We start from the raw sequence: 20528 nt of genomic DNA on the forward strand, positions 1-20528 counted from the left end.
AAAGGAGGCTGTTTATGAAAGAAAAAAAGAAAAGAAAAATACTGGCAGCGCTCATTCCTGTGGCAGTGTTTCTTCTGGCTGCTGTCGTTTTTGCACAGGGCGTATTAAAAAGTGAGCCAGAGGCAGTACCAAACCCGGTGCAGGGAATCAGTGCAGACAGCTCCTTAAAAGGTTACCTGGGAACTGGTTTTGCCTATGCCGGTTCCAACACAGACGGAAACGGCGAGGAAGTGGCAGAACAGCAGGAACAGGCACAGCTTCTTCCAGAAGAGACACCGACTCCTATGGTTACACCGGAGCCGACAAAAGAACCAGTGGCGCAGACGGTGACACCAACGCCTAAGCCGGAGGAGAGCGTAACGCCCACACCCCAGGCGACGGTGACGGAAGCACCAGAAAATAATAACAATACAAACCCAAATCAAGAGAATCAAAGCAATACGATTGAATATGATAACCAGGATGATCCCGATAATTCCGAGCAGCCATCAGAAACACCAGATACCGATGATAACCGGAACCAGGACGGAGCGCAGACTCCGAACGAGGATCTGCCGCCTGTTACACCAGCACCGGAAGAGCCGCAGATTACGGAGACACCTGCCCCTACGGAAAGCCCAGAGGAACCGGTAGAAGATAACTACCCGAAGATTGCCACGGACCTTACCGATGGGGAGACCGTCAATGCTTCTTACCGTACCTTTTACATCCAGGCAACCGACCACTATGGAAACAGCCTGGGCGCAGCTGCCCTTACGGTAACTGGAAATGGGGAACGGCTTTCCTGCCAGGGAGAACCGGCTGCTGGAATCCTGGCCTATCGCCTGGAGCTGGCAGAGGGTGCCAACACTATAGAGATCAAGGCGACAGACGAAGAAGGCTATGCCACTACCTTACCTCCTTTTACTCTGTATAAGGGAGAAGACGCAGGTCCACAGGTGGCAGGCTCTATCACCATCAGTATTGAAGCGGGTACGGTAGGGCTTGGAACCATCCTTCCAGCAACATCTATTGACTATTACCAGGGAGAACAGTTATCCTCTGTTCTGCTGCGGCTTTTGCAGAACACAGGTTTTGACTGGAGAAACAATGGGGATGCCACCAGCGGCTTTTACTTAAAAGCAATCGGAAGGGGAGGCATTTCCGCAAATGCGGCTATTCCGGATGACCTGATGGCACATTTGCAGGAAGTAAACTGTCAGTTATCCGATCACGATTCCAACTGGCTTGGAGAGTTTGATTTTACCATGGACTCTGGCTGGCTGTATTCCGTGAACGGTGAATACATGAGTGTTGGAATGTCTTCCTATTTCCCGGCGGACGGGGATGAGGTAAGACTTCGATTTTCCCTTTATTCCGGTGCCGACGTAGGTGGCGGAGTAAACGGCGAGACATGGGGGGATTGGTAAATGAAAAAAAGATTGGTAATGGGAACCCTAACGGCAGCTCTGATTGCCGGAAGTGTCCCTTATGAGATATATGCACAGCAAGAAGAAGTGGTGATACAAAGCGAAGAAGAGGGGCAGGAAGAGCCTTCGGAACCGGAACAGCCAGAGCCTGCTCCGAGCGAAGAACCACAGCCGACCATGGAGCCAGAACCCACACAGGCACCGGAACCGACCGTAGAGCCAGAGCCTACACAGGCACCAGCTCCTACCGAAACTCCAGAAGAACCGACAGCAACGCCGGTTCCGGAGCCGACCACAGCACCAACACAGACACCAGCTCCCACCGAGACTCCACAACCGACCGTTACGCCAACCCCGGCATTGGTGAGCGTGGGATTAAAAGTTGAGCCGGGGGATGCCAGTGTGGTGATCCTGGATGCAGAGGGAAACCCGGTTTCCGCAGAAGAAAATGGACGGTATTCTCTTTTACAGGGACAGGCGTATGAACTCTATGTCCGAAAAGAAGGGTACCAGGAATTCTACCAGAAGATCACGGCAGATCCTGCGGTGACGGAATATACCATCACCCTTCTTAGCAGCAACACAGCCTTAAAGGGACTGTATGTTTCCAGCTCCGACAAGTACGGAAAAGGAATTTTAAAATTAAGCCCGGATCTGGCTCCGGACAAGGAAAAATTTGAAGCCTCCTATGATGGTGAACGCCAGAGCCTGAATATCTGGCCAGAAGTGGAGGATGAAAAAGCTTCTGTCAAGGTTTATGCCATCAGTGGCATCAAGGCAGGAACAGTAGAAAAAGATGAGACCATTACGGGAAACAAGGATAATAAAGACCGCTCTTACTGGAAAATCTTTTTTGCAGATCAGGAAAAAGAGGCAAAGGTCCGTCTGGAGGTAAAAGCCGAGGATGGAACAACCAGAGACTATTATATTACTCTGAAACTTACCGATACGACAGCTCCGGTACTAAAAAAAATCAGTGCCAGCCGTATTTCCACAGATACTGCATCCGCTGTCTATAAGACCTCTGAAAAGGGAACCTGTTATTACCAGGTGATTGAGGCAGGGGCAAAGGTACCTTCCTTGGATACAGGTGGGGAAGGAACAGAAGTATTAGCCGGAACCAATACCATTACCTTGACTGGATTATCCTCCGGGGAAAAAGATCTGGTGATCGTGGTAAAGGATGCAGCTGGGAACGTAAGTGATTCTTTAGTCATGCGGATCCCGGATATAAAAATAGCCGGTACCCCTGGAAACCTGGTGCATGGCTCCGACCATGGCGGAAATAAGTCCCAGGCGGCTATCCCAGGACAAAGCGGCCAGGGCTCCTTATCTAATCTAAAACTGGTGGAGGGATCCAAAGCAGGCGGTAAAGAGGGCGAGAAAACCACTAGGGAGATCAAGGCATCCTTAAAGCTCCAGGGGGAGAAACAGACTTCTTTGTTTGGAAATATCAAGACAGCTGATACCCAAAAGATAGAATCCCCGAAGTGGACAGAGCGGACTAGGAAAAAATATGCAAAAGATTTAAAGCCTGGCTATACCATAGCAGGGGAGAAGGTGATGGAAAAAGTCGCTCCTTCTCCAGTGGTGGAAGAAAAAAGTGAGGCGTCAGACCGTTTTACCGAAGAAACCAAAACCACAGTTACAAATACAACTGGAAAGAACCAGGCTCAGGAGGAATCTTTTGCGGGAAGTGTAACAAGAGGAATCAAAAAAGCAAGTCTTGCAACAAAATTTCTTCTGGTGATTGCAGTATTGGAAACTGGTTTTGCCGTCTTTTTTGTAACGGCGAAGAAACGGTTTAAAAAGAGAAACAATAAAAAGCCAAAAATAACGGCGTAAGCAAAGAAAAGAAGGGAGAACAGAATGAAACCAACAATGAAAAAATGGTTGACCGGACTTTTGTCTGTAGCTCTGTTAGCTGGAAACCTTCCGGTGTATGCGGTAAACACGGCTTATGCCGCAGAAGAGGATGGATTTTTTACAGACGAGGCAGGGTCTTTTGAAGGCAGTTTAGAAGAACCTGAAGAAAACCCAGATGGCGGACAAAGTGAGGATTCATTTGCAAGTGTTTCTGAATTTACCGGGTTTACCTCCGGGGAAGCAGAAGAGGACTTTTCAGGGGAAGAGGATTTTGTGGCACCGGATTCCCAGGATGGGTTTGAAGGCGAAGCGGATCCCACGACTCTTTTGGAATCCGATATGCAGGATGAGGGCGGCTACCTTCAGAACCTGACTTTATACACCAGTCAGAACGGAGTATCCACCGTAGCCCTGAAGCGTTCTGCCGACCTTGACGCAGAGTTTGGTGGCAAGGTTTATGTAGCAGAGTATGGTTCCAACATGGATTCCGCATCTTTTTGGATCACAGCAGATCTGGCTGGAAATGCGCCAGATGGTTCCGCCATTCAGCTGGAAACCACCGGGCTGGATGGACAGAAACAGAACCTGGAATTATCCACAAGCGCCTATAAAGACGGGACACGTTACAACGTGAGTGCCTCTGTCTTTTCCTCAGGAGGGAATGGCTCAAAAAGAGCACTTTATACCATTACCGCAGGAACAGAAGGTGACAAACAAGTTTACCAGATCCTGGTAGAACGCCGTCTTGACCTTTCCGATCTCAAGGCCTACCTGCCGGACGACAAAGACCTGGCAAAAAATATCCTTCCCAAATTTGATACCACAGGAACTACAAGGGACTACGAGACAACGGTAGTGGTTTCGACTGCTTCTTTACAGGTGGTTCCAAAGGCATTTTCCGGTAACTGGTATCAGCTTGCCATTTCCAGTGAAAATGTAACCACAGGCGAAGTAAAAGAGGTTCCGTTTTCTTCTACAGATACAGCTGTGAGCGTTCCACTGGCAGACACCGGTGATACCAAAGTGACACTCTCCATGTCAGAGGCAAACACCTATGCGGATCCTGCCCTGGCAGAAAAGACTTATACCTCCACAGGAACCTACACCATCCTGGTGCATAAAAGCACAAGTGACAAAGTAAGTTTCCAGGTAACCCCGGAGGATGCGGTCATCAGCGTATATGACAAGGATGGGGAGCGCCTTACCCCTTCCGCCGATTCCCTGATGGTTTATGAGAATATCCTCCAGGGAGAAGCTTATACCTGGAACATCTCCAAGTATGGCTATATTTCTAAACAGGGCAGCTTTACCGGCGGCGAGGTTAGCGATATTACCGCAGAACTGGTAAAACAGGATGCCACACAGCCGGAGATCACGGATAACGACTGGATCAATTTCCGAAATAGTGATACGAACAACGGCATTACCGGAAGCAGTACCCCGACCAGTGCGGATTCCACCCTGTTAAAATGGAACACAAGGATCGGAGTGGGCTGGGAGGCTGCCATCACACCACCACTGATCCTGGGCGGAGCAGTTTATGTAGCGTCTGGACAGTTTATCTATAAGCTGGATAAAAACACAGGGGAAATCCTTCAGACCAGCGAACAGCTCTCTGGAAACATGCAGTATGCCATGATTCCTCTTACCTATGCAGAGGGAATGCTGTTTGCACAGATCGGAGGCGGTCAGATTCAGGCAGTCAGTGCCACTTCTTTAAAGTCTTTATGGATCAGTGAGTCCCTGGGTGGTCAGACACTTTCCCCGATCACGTATAAGGATGGATATATTTACACGGGAACCTGGAACTCCGAGACTACAGCAGGCTCTTATTTCTGTCTGTCTGTTACAGACGAGGATCCATCCACAGGAATAGAAATTAAACACTGCACCTGGAAATACAACCATAAGGGCGGCTTTTACTGGGCTGGTTCCTATGCCTCATCCGATTACCTGGTATTTGGTTCCGACGACGGTTCTTCAGAAGGAACAGATACCAATTCCGCCATTTTATATTCTGTGAACACTCACACCGGACTGCTCCTGGACAAGATGACAAGCCATGGGGATATCCGTTCCACTATTGTTTATAACAATGGTTATGTATATTTCACCACCAAAGGCGGGTATCTGTACCGTGTGCAGATGAATGCAGACGGCACCTTTGGAAGCACCAGCAGCTATAACCTTGGCGGCATGGCAACCGCTTCCCCGGTTGTTTATAAGGGAAGGATCTATGTAGGTGTCTGCGGAAACGGTGGCCAGTTCAATTCCGATGGTGGTCACCATTTTGCAGTCTTAAATGAAACCGCTTCCGGGATTTCCCTGGCATACAACGTATCCATTCCAGGCTATCCCCAGGCAGCGCCTCTTCTGTCCACGGCCTACGAAAACCAGGATTATAATGGAGATGGACAGGCAGATGGAAGAGTCTATCTGTACTTTACCTACAATGCAAAACCAGGCGGTATTTATATGTTATCCGATGAACCGGGACAGACTTCCGGAACAGCCGTAGAGCTTTTCCGTCCGGCAAGTGACCAGCAGGAATACTGTATCAGTACCATCTGCGCAGACCGGGAAGGCACCCTTTATTACAAAAATGATTCCAATTACCTGATGGCTCTGGAAACCAACGGGGCATATTTAAACAGCGTGACAGCCACGGCAGATACTGGAAAAGTAACCTGGCCTTCTGCCTTCCGAAAGGATACCTTAAAATATAACTTAACGGTAGCGGAGAATGCCAGCAAGGTAACCTTTGCTTTGAAAGCACCGGAAGGCTGTACCATAACCGTAAATGGACAGGCGTATGCAGGAAGCTTTGTGGCGGATGTAAGCAGCGGCTCCACAGATATAAAGGTAACCGTAAGCGGCCAGGGAAAGAGCCGGGAATATACCTTCCACATTTCCCAGGATATTTCTACGCCGGTTTTGGCGAACATGACGCTTAGCACCAGCAATACCTACTCCAATACGGCAAACCGGATTTCATTGTCCCCGGAATTTAGCAGCGCGACAACCAGCTACCGGGCAATCTATAAAGAGAGCAGGGAGTTTTTAAATATCTTTGCAGAACCGGCAGACAGCAGCGCATCCGTCACCGCTGTGGGAATCCGCGGTACCAGCAAGGTAACGGTACTTGGAAAAGTAACTGGAAGTGGCGCAGCACACAGAATTGCCATGTATTTTGATAAGACCAATCCAGAGGCGGAAGCAGAGGTAAAAGTTACCGTAACCACAAAGTCTGGAAAGACAACGGATTATACGATTGTGGTACAGCGTACCGATACTCCATCCCCGACACCAACTGTAACTCCGGTTCCAGCTACCCCGACACCCGTTCCGCCGACTCCGACACCAACGGAAGTCCCGGAGGTATTTGGCCCCTGGACAACCGTATCGGGGGCAACCGTATTTGCCCCGGAAACCCAGAAGCGCACCAGCAACAAGGGAAAAACGGAAACCCGTACAGTGGGAAGTAAACTTACCCCCACCATCAAGGTAACGGCCTCTAGCATTAAGCTGAAGGTAAAACAGTCTACCACAAAAGTGAAGGTAACCGGTCTGGCAAATGGGGATTCCATCAAGAGCTGGACTACCAGCAATAAAAAGATCGTAAAAGTGACCAGCAAAGGTACCATAAAAGGCTTAAAGGCTGGAAAAGCAAAAGTCACCATCACCCTGGCGAGCGGTAAAAAACAGGTGATTAATGTGACTGTTCAAAAGACGGCGGTGAAGACAACCAAGATCACAGGCATTGCGTCTAAGGCAACCTTGAAAAAAGGCAAGAAGCTGACCTTAAAGCCAGTCATCAGCCCGATCACCTCCCTGCATAAGGTAACCTATACCACTTCCAATAAGAAGGTGGCAACCGTTACCGCAAAAGGTGTGATCACTGCAAAGAAAAAAGGAACTGCCACTATTACGGTAAAATCAGGTTCCAAATCGAAAAAAATTAAGATCAAAGTAAAATAAAAAGTGGAACAGGCAGCAAGGCCTTGCGGGGCTTCTGCCTGTTCTGCCATTTAAAAGAGGCAGGAGCAGCTTCGTAAAAAAGTGAGGAAAAAATGATATATATTAGCCATTTAGTTTTAGATGATGACATGAAAGCATTGGTAAAAGAGTATGGAACCGGGATCGAAAGCATTGATTTTTCCATTTCGGATAACCTGGATCAGCTTTCGGATTCAATCAAAACGTACTGGGAGAAGATGAAAGAGATAGGGACCAGGGATCTGATTCTTCATGGCCCATTTCTGGATGTGAACCCCTGTGCATACGACAGCCTGGTGCGGGAAGCCACCATGACAAGATTCAACCAGTGCTATGAGGCGGGGCTTCAACTTGGAGCTAAGAAGATTGTCTTTCATTCTGGCATGAACCCGTATGTTTATTACAAAGAATACTGGGCGGAGCATGTCGCCAAATTCTGGAAGGAATTTATGAAAAACAAAACAGAACTTGAAGTCGTGCTGGAAAATGTATTTGATGATGACTGGCGACTTCTTTTGGATGTGTATAAGAAGGTGAACCAGCCGAACTTCAAGCTGTGTCTGGATATCGGGCACGCGCACTGTTATTCTTCTTTGGATGTCAGGGAGTGGGCGAAAAACCTGGCTCGCTATGTAAGTCATGTCCACATCCATGACAACTGCGGCGACCGGGATTCCCACATTGGGCTTGGAAGCGGAAACCTTCCCTGGGAGAAAGTGCTTAGTTATCTGCCGGAGACAAAAGAACGCACCTGGACCATTGAATGCATGCAAAAAGAGGATATAAAAAGATGCCTTGACAGACTGACAGCAAAATAAGGATTTACAAAATATAAAAAAATGTTACAATAGTTCAACTGGCAAATTAATTTACCAAAATCTGTTTCTCTATTTTGGCAATGTTTTCCAGATGTTTTTTTTACGAAATTTACAGTATAATAATAGTAGGAAAAGAATGATAAGTAAGGAGGCTGATACTATGGCAATGCCACAGAAAATAAGTCGTGGAACATTAATTTCCCAGGGAAAAGAAAGAGCATTCTTTAGTAAGCTTAATGAAAATCGACTTACGAGGGATTCTTTTAATGATTGTCAGTATTATCGAAACAATATTAATAAGAAAACATTAGCCGAATTAAATGCCCTAATGGATAGTGAAAAAACAACTTTAGAACATGTAGAATTAAATGAGGCGGATCTTTCAGATGAAATAATCCAGGAATTCGATTGCGGAAATGATGATATGAATGAATATCTGTATGATTATGCCAGGGATGATTCTGTTTATGGGCGTGGTGTGACCTATGTGCTGGTTGCAGATGACAGAAAACGTATTTATGCTTATGCAACATTAAAAACGCACTCCCTTTATTATTATGAAGAGGAAAAGTGATAGAGGACTGCTATGTTATGGAGAACCTGATGCTTGGATTTGGAAAATGTTAGATAACGCATAACAAACGCATAAACACAATATACGGAAATGCAACATTGACACGCACTATATATTGTGTTATCCTATAATTGAATTATCGTTTATGCATAGCACCCTATGCAGAAGAAGTTTAGTCCTGGCAAAATACCGGGAGCAATCATTTGAGACAATAGATCTGAGAAATATAGAAAGACATCAAAAAACTGGAATGGATTTTTGGTGTCTTTTTTTGTTGTCAAAAATTCAGAATCTAGGCAAAGGGAGCAAATACAAAAGGAAGGAGAAGAGGGATAATTCGAAAAAAATAGAAGTATGTCGGATGAGAAACATGGAACAGGAAAAGAAAGGAGGACATGCATAAATGGAAAATGCCGGGAACCGAAAAATGTTAGAACTATAAAGAAGGTGAGGGCATAAGAAATGAAGAGTATGCAGGCTATTATTGCCTGGTAATGGCAATTGTCTGCGGACTAAATGCAGCGGAGGCCTGGAAGATCTATCAGTATGGACCGGATCATCCGTTAAGTAAAAAAATTCTGAAGCATAAGATTAGGGATTCCTCCCTGAAAAAGCTGAAGAAAAAAGAGCAGGAAAAAATGATGAAAAAGCTGTTTCTGGAAGGATACAGTAAAAATGCAATTGCAGAAGCGTTTGAATGCTTACCGGAAACCGTAACAGCAAGAATCAAAAGAGCAGAGGAGGATATGAATGGAACATAGAAATATAAATACAGTTGGAACGATATTTAATGACTTTTTAGGCTTGTATACAGGAGAAAGACCTGTTGGGATCCATGAGCTGATCCAAAAATATGACAGGCATCCGGTTCTGATGGGATTGTTGTCTAATGTGGATTCTGTTATTTATGTGGATGTTAAAAAGGCTATGTATGAGATCTATCCATTTTACAAGAAATACAGACATCGTGCATTGGATGATAGTGTGTGGAAAGACATTGTTGAGAGTGCGGAGGCCCTTGAAAAGAAGTGGAATGGAAACCTTTGGGTACGCCGGGTAATGCTGAATCTGGTGAATGAGCTTGACAAGGAATCCCAGGAAATGCAAAGAGAGGCAGCTGGAGGAAATGTGGAAAATCATGCATCCAAAGCGGCATAATGACGGGAGGAACTTTATATGCTGGAAAAATTGGCGAAAAGCATAGAGGAAGTAAATGTCCTGGCAGAACATTACCGGACCTGTCAAAATGTAGCGGCAATTGAAAGCCTTGCAAAAGAATGTTTCATATCCAAAGAGGACACAGATGCTTTTATAGCGGGAAAAAGGAAGTTTCTGCTGAAGGTTTTGCTGACCCGGCAATCCGGTTCAGTAACCGAAAAACTGACAGAAGAAATGCTTCTTTTGCAGGATTCAGGGTATGCGACCGTGCTTGGCACGTATCTTTTAGACCTTGCCAGAAAAGATCCGGTTATGAAAGATGTGATCCTCCAGCCCCATAAGACGCTGAGACACTGTCTCGAGTATGTCCATGAAAAAGCATATGAGACGGCGCTGGAAAAGGCAAAAAAAGAGGGAAAAACTGGTGTGGGGCAAAATGCTGGTATAGCGATTGGCTCTACAGAGGTATTTGCCTGGGTAATAGACTATTACCTGTTGGACGACCGTAAAGACATGGAGAAAAAAGCACAGGAAGAAATAGATACAATAAAGAAAGCCTGGAAAAGAGCGGAATCAATCAGGACATTGTCAGCAAAATCAAAAGATGCAGATACGAAGAAAGATGTTTCGGAAGATGCAAAGGTGGCAGCAAAGCCAGCAGCGCAAAAGAAAGAAGAACCGGAGCAGCTTTCTTTATTTAATTTAGGAGCCTGAATATGATTGCATACAAAGGGTTTGAAAAAAATTTAAGTTGCAGGGGTTATCAATTTAAACGATATGGGATCAATGAGACAACGGAAGCAAATTGCAGACAGAATGGATTCCATTGTGCGGAAAATCCACTGGATTGTCTTGTTCACTATCCGAATTGGAGGAACTCTAGGTATTTTGTAGTGAAAGCATTTGGAGATCTGGATGAAGATGACAGGGATACGAAAATTTCATGCACCAAGATAGAACTGATAAAAGAATTGGATTTTCCAACACTTTTACTACGGGGAGCAGCGTATATGGCAATACATCCGGACCGCCCATGGTGCAGCCTGGTTTGTAAAGAAACAGGTGTGGGCAATAATGGATTTGTAATTGTACGCGGCAAACAACCAAAAGCAAAAGGAAGGAAAAATGATCTTCTTATTCTTGTCCAGGAAGAACCTGACAGCAATGAGATTATATATGTAAACCAGCTCTGTGTGGATGGCACAAGATATAAGGAAAATCAATGGTACGGAATTGCAGATTGAAAGTTGAATGCTGGATCAGCGGTCATAGAGAAGCCGCAGAAAGGATTATTACGATGAAGTTAGGATATTTGGAATTTGTTGAGGTATTAAGAAAACAGCTTTTGAATGCTTTGAACTTACAGGAACAGCAAATATTTTTTAAAAAGAAAGCCATAGATAATAAGGATCGCTTATTTGTGGAGGCATTTGAAAATTCAAGTGGAAAACAACTGTGCGGTATTGACGTGAAAGATTTATATGAGCGTTGTATGGAAGGGAGTTCGATGGAGTCAATTTTATATTCTGTACAGGAGGAAATCGAGAAACTAAAAATGGTTAGCATGTTAGAGGGCAAGATGACTCCTGACAGTTATCAAAAAATCAAAAAATACCTTTTTGTAAAACCTCTTAACAAGAAAGAGCATTCGCTTGAGATGGAAGATGCCGTGCATGAGGATGTTGGCGATATCGCTTGTGTCCTGTATATGATGCTTAGTAACACGAACGGGTATTTTACAGACATAAAGATAAAAAATCAGCATTTGGAACAATGGGAAATGACAAAAGAGGCTGTTATGGAAGAGGCACTTAAAAATACCTGCCAGATGGCACCCCCTCTCATTTGTACTAATGATGAGAACAAGTGGGGAGGATCCTTTATGGAGAATGGAGCATTCTGCTTATCGAAAAGTGATAAAGTTATGGGGGTTCGACTTTCCACAAATACAAAAGAATATGGAGCGATTTCCGTATTTTACCCTGGTGTCCTTCAAAGACTGGCACAGCTTATGGGAAGTGATTTGTACATTTTATTTACAAGCGTCCATGAGGCAATGATTCATCCTAAGAGGATGTTCTGTCCGGAAGATCTTGAAAGAATTTTAAAAGAGACACTTAAAGAGGCTACCCCGGACGAAGATTATCTGTCAGATGAAATATATTACTATGATAGAGGTGCCCGGAAAATAATGAAATGGAAAAAGGTGGTATCAAAGGTAACTTTACCGGCAAGCTGTGTTGAAAGGCTTCCGTTGTAAATAGCAATGATAAGGTTTTACGGATTATAAGAAAGGAAACTTTATATGTGTCAGCGTTTAACGTATGAAGAATTTGTCCAGAAATTACGGAAATGGATCATAAAAGATGCTCATCTTCCAGAGGACTATGTTTTCCTTAAGAAAAAAGAAAAGACCGGAATAACCGCAAATGGGGACCGGTTATTTGTAGTCTGCGCTGAAACGGATTCCGGAAAAGACATCTGCGGGATTTTTGTGGAAGAACTTTACCAGGATTATGTAGAAGGAACTTCTATGGAAAACATAGAAGCAAGGGTGAAGTGTGACCTGGATAGAGCAGGAAATATGGAAAATACCAGATATCTGAATGACTATGAAAAAGTCAGGGAACATCTCTTTCTGGGGCTTTTGAACCTGGAAAAACACAGGCATGAACTGAAAAATGCCGTATATAAAACAATGGGGGACATTGCAATCACGTTATATGTGCATGCAGGAACCTTGAAGAATGGGATTACATATTTGAAAGTCAGATCGGAATATTTGGAGACATGGGGCTTGGAAAAAGACGATGTTTTACACGATGCTCTTTTAAACAGTTATCGTATATTGTCTCCAAGAATCTATGATTTCAAAAAAATGATGTACACTCCGGGGTATGCTGGTGATGACTTCATGAATGTGGATCCCTATTTTATTTCAGATAAAAAAAAGAAGGAGGGAATCTGTCTTAGCGTAAAAGGACTCACAAATGGAGCTGTGGCAGTCCTGTATCCAGAAGTGATAAAAAAACTGGTGGAATTAATGGATGGGGATTTTTATGTGGTATTTAGCAGTGTGCATGAAGCCCTGATACACAGCTCAAAACTTTGCAGCTTAGAAGAACTTGAGAATTTATTAAGAACTTCCAATTCGAGAATGACATTCCAAAAGGAGTTTTTAACAGATAAGGTCTATTATTACTGCAGGGAAAAGGATAAATTTATTATGCTTCAAGGCAGTCTGAAAATGTTAGTTACAACAATCCGTATGGATGAGGAAAATTAAATGATAAGGAACGAGATGCGGCGGGAATTTCCTGCCGTATCTTTTGTTAAGAGGAGAAGAAAATGTCCGAGGGATACGAATACAATTTGTTGACACAGGAGCTGCTTCTTCAAGGATATACGGCGGAACACTATCCGGACTATGTTCGAATCGGAAACGGAAGGCTGGGAAAGTCACCACTTGAAAATTCATGCGGCGGTTTTATATATACCAAAGATTATCTGGAAAAGAAAGCATTTATGTCTGGCTGTGGTCTATACGTGAGTTGGGAAAAATGTATTAACGATATAGATTACCTGGAGGAAACATTCTGCTTTGAAAATGATAATGTCGTTTTTCGGTGTCCATGGCATAAGAAAAATTGTGAACAGAATCATCCCTTATTAAGGGAAGATAACTTCGGCTTCTGTGCCTGCCATATGGTATCAGATTACCAGTATGAAAAAAGTGCAGAATATTTGGAAGACCAGGCAGATCAGAAAAAGGAAGAATTGTTTCAGAAATTTAAGGAACAGCATAAAAACTGTATTTGTAAGATGCATATGTCTTATAACTACGAGAAGCAGGAATGGAGCCTGCAATATAATCCGATGAGGTGCATGTGCGGACCAGGAGAGTATTGTATGCTGCGGGGCAGACCTCTTTCCAAAAAGACAGGGAATATATACTACGATTTAAAGGTATCTACAATCCGAAAAGATGATACCTTTTTTGCCGGGGAGCCTGTAGTGACGATCACAAGGGGAAAGAAATTTTTGCAAAGCAAGGTTTCGGTCGATATCTGTGAGGAAATTGTAAAAAGAAAACAGGAGGATATTTTTGATAAGGAATGGTGGAATGGCTATTCTATGCAGGCCTTGTACGATCCGGATTTGAAGGTGGAAATTCTGAATGTTAGAGTTGCTACGCGATTGACGCGAGATAAGGCACAGGATACTGAGGATAAAAAAGCCGGAATATACATTGGCTATGAAGCAGACTTTGCGAAAGCGAAGAAGAAGTGGAAACAGAAACGAAAAGAGAAACGCTTGGAGCAGACAAAAAGAAAGATTGTGCAAAAGGGCTGGGAGTCTCTGAATGATACAGAACAAAGATTTATGAAGAAGAGACTTTCTGCCGAACAGATTGAAGCTTTGCAACAGGAGTGGGTTACGGCAAATGAGCATAAGGATGAGGCTGAGCAGTTAACCCTGGATTTATAAAATAACTTCGGAAAGGACAAATTAGATGGAAAAACGAAAGCTTAAAAAAATGAAGGTATTGGAACCATCGGAGGAGATGGTTCTGGCGGCAGAAAGTGATATTCCAGCTATCGGAAATATGGCTTATGAGAGAATGGAATATCCAATTGGTTTGTTCATTCAGGCAGAAATGGACGAAAATATCTTAAAAATTGGTTTTTTTGTTACAGATATTTTGACTGCTGGCGGAAGAAGACCTTTATATACCCTGTTCATTGATAAGGAAAATGATTGCTTCATAGGATATGATTACCGGCTGAAGAAATGGACCAATAAAATGCTGGATAAAATTGAACTGCCTAAAGGGGTAAAGGGAGATCATACCTGGTGTGATCTAAACAGCCGCAGTCAAATATGGGAAACCCTGGGTGAGGAATATAAAAAAGATAATGTATGTTATGGCCTTTTTCATTTTGAAGAACAGGTACGGGAAAGGCAAAAGATACAGAAACATTTAAAACGAACAACCGCCTGGGACCAGGTTATGAAATACGTCAGGGAAACTCCGAAGGACTGGGAGAAATGGCTGAAAAGAGTGGGAATTACACAGAATTACATTTTTTATGAATACTCCCGGAAGAAAAATATCACAGGCTACTGTACATGGTGTGAAAAGAATGTGGTGGTGAATGGCGTAAAACACAACAGGACGGGAAAATGTCCTAACTGCAGGCATAAGATCCAATATAAGGCAGTGGGAAGACAGCGCATGGTAAAGTCAAAAGAAGAAACTGCATATCTTTTGCAGACATGCGGTGATAATTTTGTTATTCGTGAATTCAGGGCAGATGTGAAATATGACATGGTTGCTTATACAAAACCAGTTTATAACTGGAGAGAGCTGCGACGATATGTATTTGATAAAGACCTTAACGAAAAAAAATTTTACTGGGGTTATTATCATGGGACAGAAGAGAACAGATGGATCCATGGGTCATTGAATACATACAACCCTTATTGCTGGGGGAATTGGGGATATGAACCCCGCTATCCGGGGCATATCTACAAAAAGTCACTCCATGGAATAAAAAATAATCAGCTTAAAAGAAGCGGATTCCATGAGCTGGTCAGAAAAAGTGAAACAGTAGAGCCGGTAGCCTATTTTCATCGGTTAAAGCAATATCCTTATCTGGAGCAGCTGATAAAAGCCGGGCTGAATGAGCTTGCAAAGGAAATCATAGAAAACAATACTTCTGTTTTTTATAAGGAAGCAGATTCGCTTGGACATGCTCTTGGGATTGATAAGTTCCGCCTGAACCGCCTTCGCAATAATCATGGTGGAAAAGTATTTCTGCAATGGTTGACTTATGAAAAGGGATTTGAAAAAGTGATAAAAGATAACGTGATTGCCTGGTTCTCGAAATGGCAGATCTGTCCGGAAGACCTTTTGTTTGTACTGGATCGGATGAGCCCGGAACAGATAAAAAATTATTTGGAAAAACAGGCAAAAGAAAGCGAAAAAAAGCCAAAGGAGCTTATTGGTACCTGGCAAGACTATCTTGACATGGCGTTAAAGCTTGGTATGGACGTGAAGGATCCAATTATATACCGTGTGAGAAAACTGGAAAAACGGCATAACGAACTGGTTCAATTGATGATAGAGAAGAAAATGGATATAAAAGCCGAAGAGATTGCAGAAAAATTTCCTGGTATAGAAAACGTCTGTGAGAACCTGAGAAAATATGAATATAGCGATCATACTTTCCAAATTGTGGCACCGCGGAAAATCAAGGATATTCTGGAAGAAGGAGAAGAACTGCAGCACTGCATCATCGGAAAAGATACTTATTTTGCGCGTATGGTAAAACAGGAGTCTTATCTTTTGTTCCTGAGAAAAAAGAATGCACCCCAAAAGCCATATTATACATTGGAAGTGGAACCAGATGGGACAGTACGCCAGAAACGGACATATTTTAACAGGCAGAACCCGGATATTAAGCAGGCCGAGAAATTTTTATTGCGTTGGCAGAAACAGCTTTCGCGTAAACTAAATAAGGAAGATAAGATGCTTTCGATAAAAAGCCGTGATCTTCGAAAGAGAGAAATTGAGGATCTGCGGGAAAAGAAAGTAAAGGTGAACGGATTTGGCTTTACTGGAAAGCTGCTTGCGGATATTCTGGAAGAGGATTTGATGGAAAATGCAGCATAAACCAGAAAACAAAAGAAAGATGATAAAGATACTATGAAAAATGGAAATAATCAAGTTACCCTGACAGGGAGGATTGCAACGGAATTTAAGCTTTGTTATCAATATGGTAGTGAAAAATTCTATAAAATGGAAATCGTTGTAAAAAGGTTTCGCGAAAATGTGGATTGGATCCCAGTGGTGGTATCTGATTGGCTGGTGGATATAACACAGGATTATACGGAGCAATTTGTAGAGATCCATGGAGAGTTTCGCTCACATAATTGTCATGAAGAAATGCGCAATCGTTTGGAACTCTTTGCAATGAGGTACAGAAGAAAATGGTTTGTAAAGAATTAGAATGGTGGAATTAAAATACTACAGATATGAAACTATAGTGGAATTGACACAAAATTGTTGGATGGTATAATAAAAATGGCATTTGGCAGCAGATACTGCAGATATTTTATCTTGATGGAGATCAAGATGTTAAGAGCTTAATATAGTGTGATTAGTACACCCTAAAATCATAAGGATAATGGTTTTAGGGTGTTTTTTATATTACTTCTGCTAATGCCGTGAATAAAATAACGAAAGGGGGAATATTGCCTGTTTTGTGTCAATTTGGAATCAAGGAAAGGATCATGTTCAAATGCATAAACCGAAACGAAAATCGAAATATTGGGAACAATTTAGTTATGAATATGATGGTGTTACATATTCGGGAAAAAAGAATTGCTGCGAAAAACTTGGATTAAGATATTTGGGAGTATTGCAGCATGCACACGACTATAACTGTACGTTTGAGGAAGCTATAAGCCAGATGTTAGAGAATAAACAGAAAAAGGAGTTTGTTTTTCGTAATAGGAAATGGCTTAGCTTAGATACCTGTTGCGATTTTTATAAAATAAACAAATATAGCGTTCAGCAATTACAGTATCAATGCGGGTATACAGTTCAGGAAGCTCTTGAGCGCTCAATTAATCATACAAATCTTTTGCGCTTCAAGTATAAAGGCAAAAATTATGCATCATTTCGTGAGTGTTGTAAAGAGCTGGGAATACCTGAATGCACTGTGAGACGTTGTATGAGAGAAACAGGAAGATCAAAAACTGTAGCACTAAATTATTGTTTGAAAAAAGCTGAAAACAGGGCCGGAAATCAAAAAGTATATAATCCTTCTCCTTTTTTTTACAAAGGAAAAAAATACGATTCATTTGTGAAGTGCTGTTGGAATTACAATTTAGAAGCAGACAAAGTACGCCAAAAATGTATTGCAGAGGATATTTCATTAGCTGAAGCTCTTAACTATTACCTCATACAGCATCCTGTAAGAAGAAAAAATGATTATGATAGCACCATTTGCCATAAGTCCATTGCAGAACAGTGCAGACAGTACGGAATAAAGTATTATGATGTTTACAATTATTCTTCAAGATATAATTGTTCAAAAGAGGAAGCCATCAAACACTGCTTGGAAGTTAAGCAAAAACTAGGAACAGATGTTATAGAATTTGATGGAGTAAAATATGCGGATCTGCATGAATGTTGTAGGATGTTGAAATTTCCATATAGACGAGTTTTGGCAAAAATTATGAACAGTGATTGCAGTGTGCAGGAAACGTTACAAAACCTAAAGCAAAAAAAAGAAAGGCTTTTTGGCACCGGAGATATTGAAAACATAACATTGGAAAATGGTAAATGCTATGAAAATATAAAGGAATTATGTTCTGATCTGCGAATCCGAGAAGGAACTCTTTATGGATATGCACTTCGCAATGAATGCTCGATTACGGAAGCTGCCGATTATTATGCCAAAAGAGAAGAAGTGTTTCAAAATGTGGCACTGAAAGTCGGTGATCAATTTTATAATGATCTTCGCCAGTGCTGTGAAGAACAGGGGATACGGTATAAGGATGTTTATAGAAGAATGGTAGAAAAAATGGTTTCTGCCGAAGAAGCTGTGGAATACTTTTTAAAAAGAAAGGATCGGAAAGCAAAAGAAAAGCAATTTAAAAGACAGACGAATTTTGAACCGGGAGTCCCTAAAAAAGTCGTTATAATGGGAAAAGAATATCCTTCTAAAACCAGTTGCTATGATGATTTAAAAATACAAAAAAAATTGGTACTTAAGCGCATGAGAGATACTAGCTGTTCTTTTGAAGAGGCTGTTATTGCTACTTATCAAGCGAGGATAGAAAAAGAATTCCATTTCCATGGAGAAGTGTACAAAAGCTTTGTGGCTTGCTGTAAAGCATATGGTGTAGCGCAAGAGTATATTGCAATAAAAGCCAAAAGAGAAGGCATAACAAGACAGGAAGCAATAGAAAAAATATTGGCATTACGGGAGTAAGGTACATTGTAGTAGTTGAATTTGATATGTGAAAGGAAATGTAGGTATGAGAAAAAAGAACGACACAAAGGAGGAAAATGGGAAACTTCTTCTTTCAGTAAAAGAAACCTGTGAATTAACTGGGTTATCTGAAAAAACAGTTCGTACTATAATGGCTGAAAATGATTTCTGCGTCCGAATTGGGCGCAGAACACTTGTACACAGAAAAAAATTCGAACACTGGTTGGAGGAACAGGACACTTGAATATTTTTTAAGAACGTGTTAATATTCTGATGTACTTGAAATCTGGCCTGGAAAGGATGAACACAGTATGGGAAAATCTTTGAAAGGCAAAGAATTAGGAAGTGGACTTTCGCAAAGGAAGGACGGACGTTATCAAGCCAAATATTATATACCAGGTTCCCCGAAACCAAAATATTTATATGATAGAAATTTGGCAAAACTAAAGAAAAAACGTGATCTGGAAAAAGCAAAATATATTCTGGGTTATAATGATAAAGCGAAAAAATATAAAGTTTCTGAATGGTTTGATGAATGGATGAAACTTTACAAAATTGGGCGAATTAAAGCTAATACGGTTCGTGGATATGTAGATGGATTTGAGCGGGGTGCAGATTTTATTGGCTCTGTGAGGCTTGATTGCCTCACACCCTCTCATATCTACAATATGGTTGAAGGAATGCAAAACGATGGCTATGCGGAATCATCAGTTGTCCATACTTTATCAATTGTAAAGCAATTACTTCAAAGTGCGGTAGATAATCAAATGATTCCAATGAATCCCTGTAAAGGGATTGCAATAGAAAAATCCGAAAAAGTAACAGTTGATCCAATATTGGAGGATGAAAGCAAAATACTTCAACCAGAGGAAATTAAAACATTTCTTGATGCAGCAAAAAACACGAGATATTATGAACTATTTTATATTATTTTGAATACTGGAATGCGTATTGGCGAAATTACAGCACTTTGCTGGTCTGATATTGATTTTGAATGTCATCGAATTCGTGTATATAAAACACTGAATAGAACGACGATTTATTTTGATGAAGGAAAAAATCGATTAGAAAAACCAGAGTCAGTTAAACAGATAACGACGCCTAAGAAAAAGGCAAGTTATCGTTGGATTCCTATGACAGAGGGTGTTGAATTGGCATTTCACTCTTGGGAGAAAAAGCAGATTGCGGATAAAGAAAAAAGCGGATCATCATGGGGAAAGGAAAATCCTTTCCTCAAAGATTTTCCGGATCTGGTATTCACAACACAACCAGGAGGGGTTTTTCTTCCTCAATATGCAAACGCGGAATGTTCACGTATTATAAGCATAATTGAAAAAAAAGAGATCGAATTAGCTGAAAAAGAAAATAGGGAACCTCGTCTTTATGAGGTATATCCCCATAAATTTCGGCATACGTTCGTCACCAAACTGAATGAGTCTAATATGTCTCCATTTACGGTGAGTAAGATTGTGGGACATACAAGCGTAAATATGACGAACTATTATACACATCTGGAACAGGATTATGTGGCAGATGAATTTAGAAAATTTGCTGCAAAATACGATGAGGGAAAAGTTCCGGCGGTGCCAGAAAAAGAATAAAGGAAAATTATGAAGAATACTACTGATAACATACAAAATACTAACCGGGGGTCAAATGGGGGTCAAACTACTATTTCAGGTGCTTCAAACCCGCATAAATT

Annotated in this window: 17 protein-coding genes; all 17 read left to right on the forward strand. The window is 42.1% G+C overall.

Annotated features, from left to right (window positions below):
* The first annotated feature begins 14 nt into the window (after positions 1-14).
* Positions 15-1409, forward strand: a complete 1395-nt coding sequence (locus AB5618_RS13980) for a DUF4430 domain-containing protein (RefSeq protein WP_148462989.1) — start codon at positions 15-17, stop codon at positions 1407-1409.
* Positions 1410-3254, forward strand: a complete 1845-nt coding sequence (locus AB5618_RS13985; RefSeq protein ID WP_148462990.1) for a hypothetical protein — start codon at positions 1410-1412, stop codon at positions 3252-3254.
* Positions 3255-3278: 24 nt separating this feature from the next.
* Positions 3279-7253 (forward strand): cadherin-like beta sandwich domain-containing protein, encoded by a 3975-nt coding sequence (locus tag AB5618_RS13990; RefSeq protein WP_368366850.1) that lies wholly within the window; start codon positions 3279-3281, stop codon positions 7251-7253.
* 92 nt (positions 7254-7345) lie between these two features.
* Positions 7346-8089 (forward strand): sugar phosphate isomerase/epimerase family protein, encoded by a 744-nt coding sequence (locus tag AB5618_RS13995; protein WP_368366851.1) that lies wholly within the window; start codon positions 7346-7348, stop codon positions 8087-8089.
* Positions 8090-8249: 160 nt separating this feature from the next.
* The gene (locus AB5618_RS14000; RefSeq protein ID WP_148462993.1) at positions 8250-8663 is read left to right on the forward strand and encodes a hypothetical protein; all 414 of its coding nucleotides are present in this window, start codon (positions 8250-8252) and stop codon (positions 8661-8663) included.
* A 494-nt stretch (positions 8664-9157) separates the two neighbouring features.
* A complete protein-coding gene (locus AB5618_RS14005) occupies positions 9158-9424 on the forward strand; it encodes a hypothetical protein (RefSeq protein WP_179962572.1) in 267 nt (88 codons plus the stop codon).
* On the forward strand, positions 9414-9821 hold the full coding sequence (locus tag AB5618_RS14010) for a hypothetical protein (RefSeq protein WP_148462995.1): 408 nt from the start codon (positions 9414-9416) through the stop codon (positions 9819-9821). The genes AB5618_RS14005 and AB5618_RS14010 overlap by 11 nt, the downstream gene beginning before the upstream one ends.
* Positions 9822-9839: 18 nt before the next feature.
* Positions 9840-10535 carry a Cas9 inhibitor AcrIIA9 family protein gene (locus AB5618_RS14015; protein ID WP_148462996.1) on the forward strand — a complete coding sequence of 232 codons (696 nt, stop codon included), beginning with the start codon at positions 9840-9842 and terminating at the stop codon, positions 10533-10535.
* A gap of 2 nt (positions 10536-10537) precedes the next feature.
* Positions 10538-11065, forward strand: coding sequence for a hypothetical protein (locus AB5618_RS14020; RefSeq protein WP_148462997.1), 528 nt, complete (start codon positions 10538-10540; stop codon positions 11063-11065).
* Positions 11066-11118: 53 nt separating this feature from the next.
* Positions 11119-12081: a DUF5688 family protein gene (locus tag AB5618_RS14025; protein ID WP_148462998.1), complete on the forward strand. Its 963-nt coding sequence runs from the start codon at positions 11119-11121 to the stop codon at positions 12079-12081.
* Between the two features lie 45 nt (positions 12082-12126).
* Complete coding sequence (locus AB5618_RS14030) at positions 12127-13107, forward strand: DUF5688 family protein (RefSeq protein ID WP_148462999.1); 981 nt, start codon at positions 12127-12129, stop codon at positions 13105-13107.
* Between the two features lie 62 nt (positions 13108-13169).
* On the forward strand, positions 13170-14309 hold the full coding sequence (locus tag AB5618_RS14035) for a hypothetical protein (RefSeq protein WP_148463000.1): 1140 nt from the start codon (positions 13170-13172) through the stop codon (positions 14307-14309).
* A 25-nt stretch (positions 14310-14334) separates the two neighbouring features.
* Positions 14335-16497: a PcfJ domain-containing protein gene (locus AB5618_RS14040; RefSeq protein WP_148463001.1), complete on the forward strand. Its 2163-nt coding sequence runs from the start codon at positions 14335-14337 to the stop codon at positions 16495-16497.
* Positions 16498-16530: 33 nt separating this feature from the next.
* Positions 16531-16833 carry a hypothetical protein gene (locus tag AB5618_RS14045; protein WP_148463002.1) on the forward strand — a complete coding sequence of 101 codons (303 nt, stop codon included), beginning with the start codon at positions 16531-16533 and terminating at the stop codon, positions 16831-16833.
* Between the two features lie 292 nt (positions 16834-17125).
* Complete coding sequence (locus tag AB5618_RS14050) at positions 17126-18826, forward strand: hypothetical protein (protein ID WP_148463003.1); 1701 nt, start codon at positions 17126-17128, stop codon at positions 18824-18826.
* Positions 18827-18872: 46 nt separating this feature from the next.
* A complete protein-coding gene (locus tag AB5618_RS14055; protein ID WP_118580248.1) occupies positions 18873-19070 on the forward strand; it encodes a helix-turn-helix domain-containing protein in 198 nt (65 codons plus the stop codon).
* Positions 19071-19137: 67 nt separating this feature from the next.
* Entirely contained in the window at positions 19138-20427 is a 1290-nt protein-coding gene (locus AB5618_RS14060) for a tyrosine-type recombinase/integrase (RefSeq protein ID WP_148463004.1), read from the forward strand.
* Positions 20428-20528: the final 101 nt, after the last annotated feature.

The sequence above is a fragment of the Ruminococcus sp. J1101004sp1_RTP21198st1_B9_RTP21198_201120 genome (genome assembly GCF_040924245.1).
GTDB classification, from domain to species: Bacteria; Bacillota; Clostridia; order Lachnospirales; family Lachnospiraceae; genus Blautia_A; species Blautia_A faecis.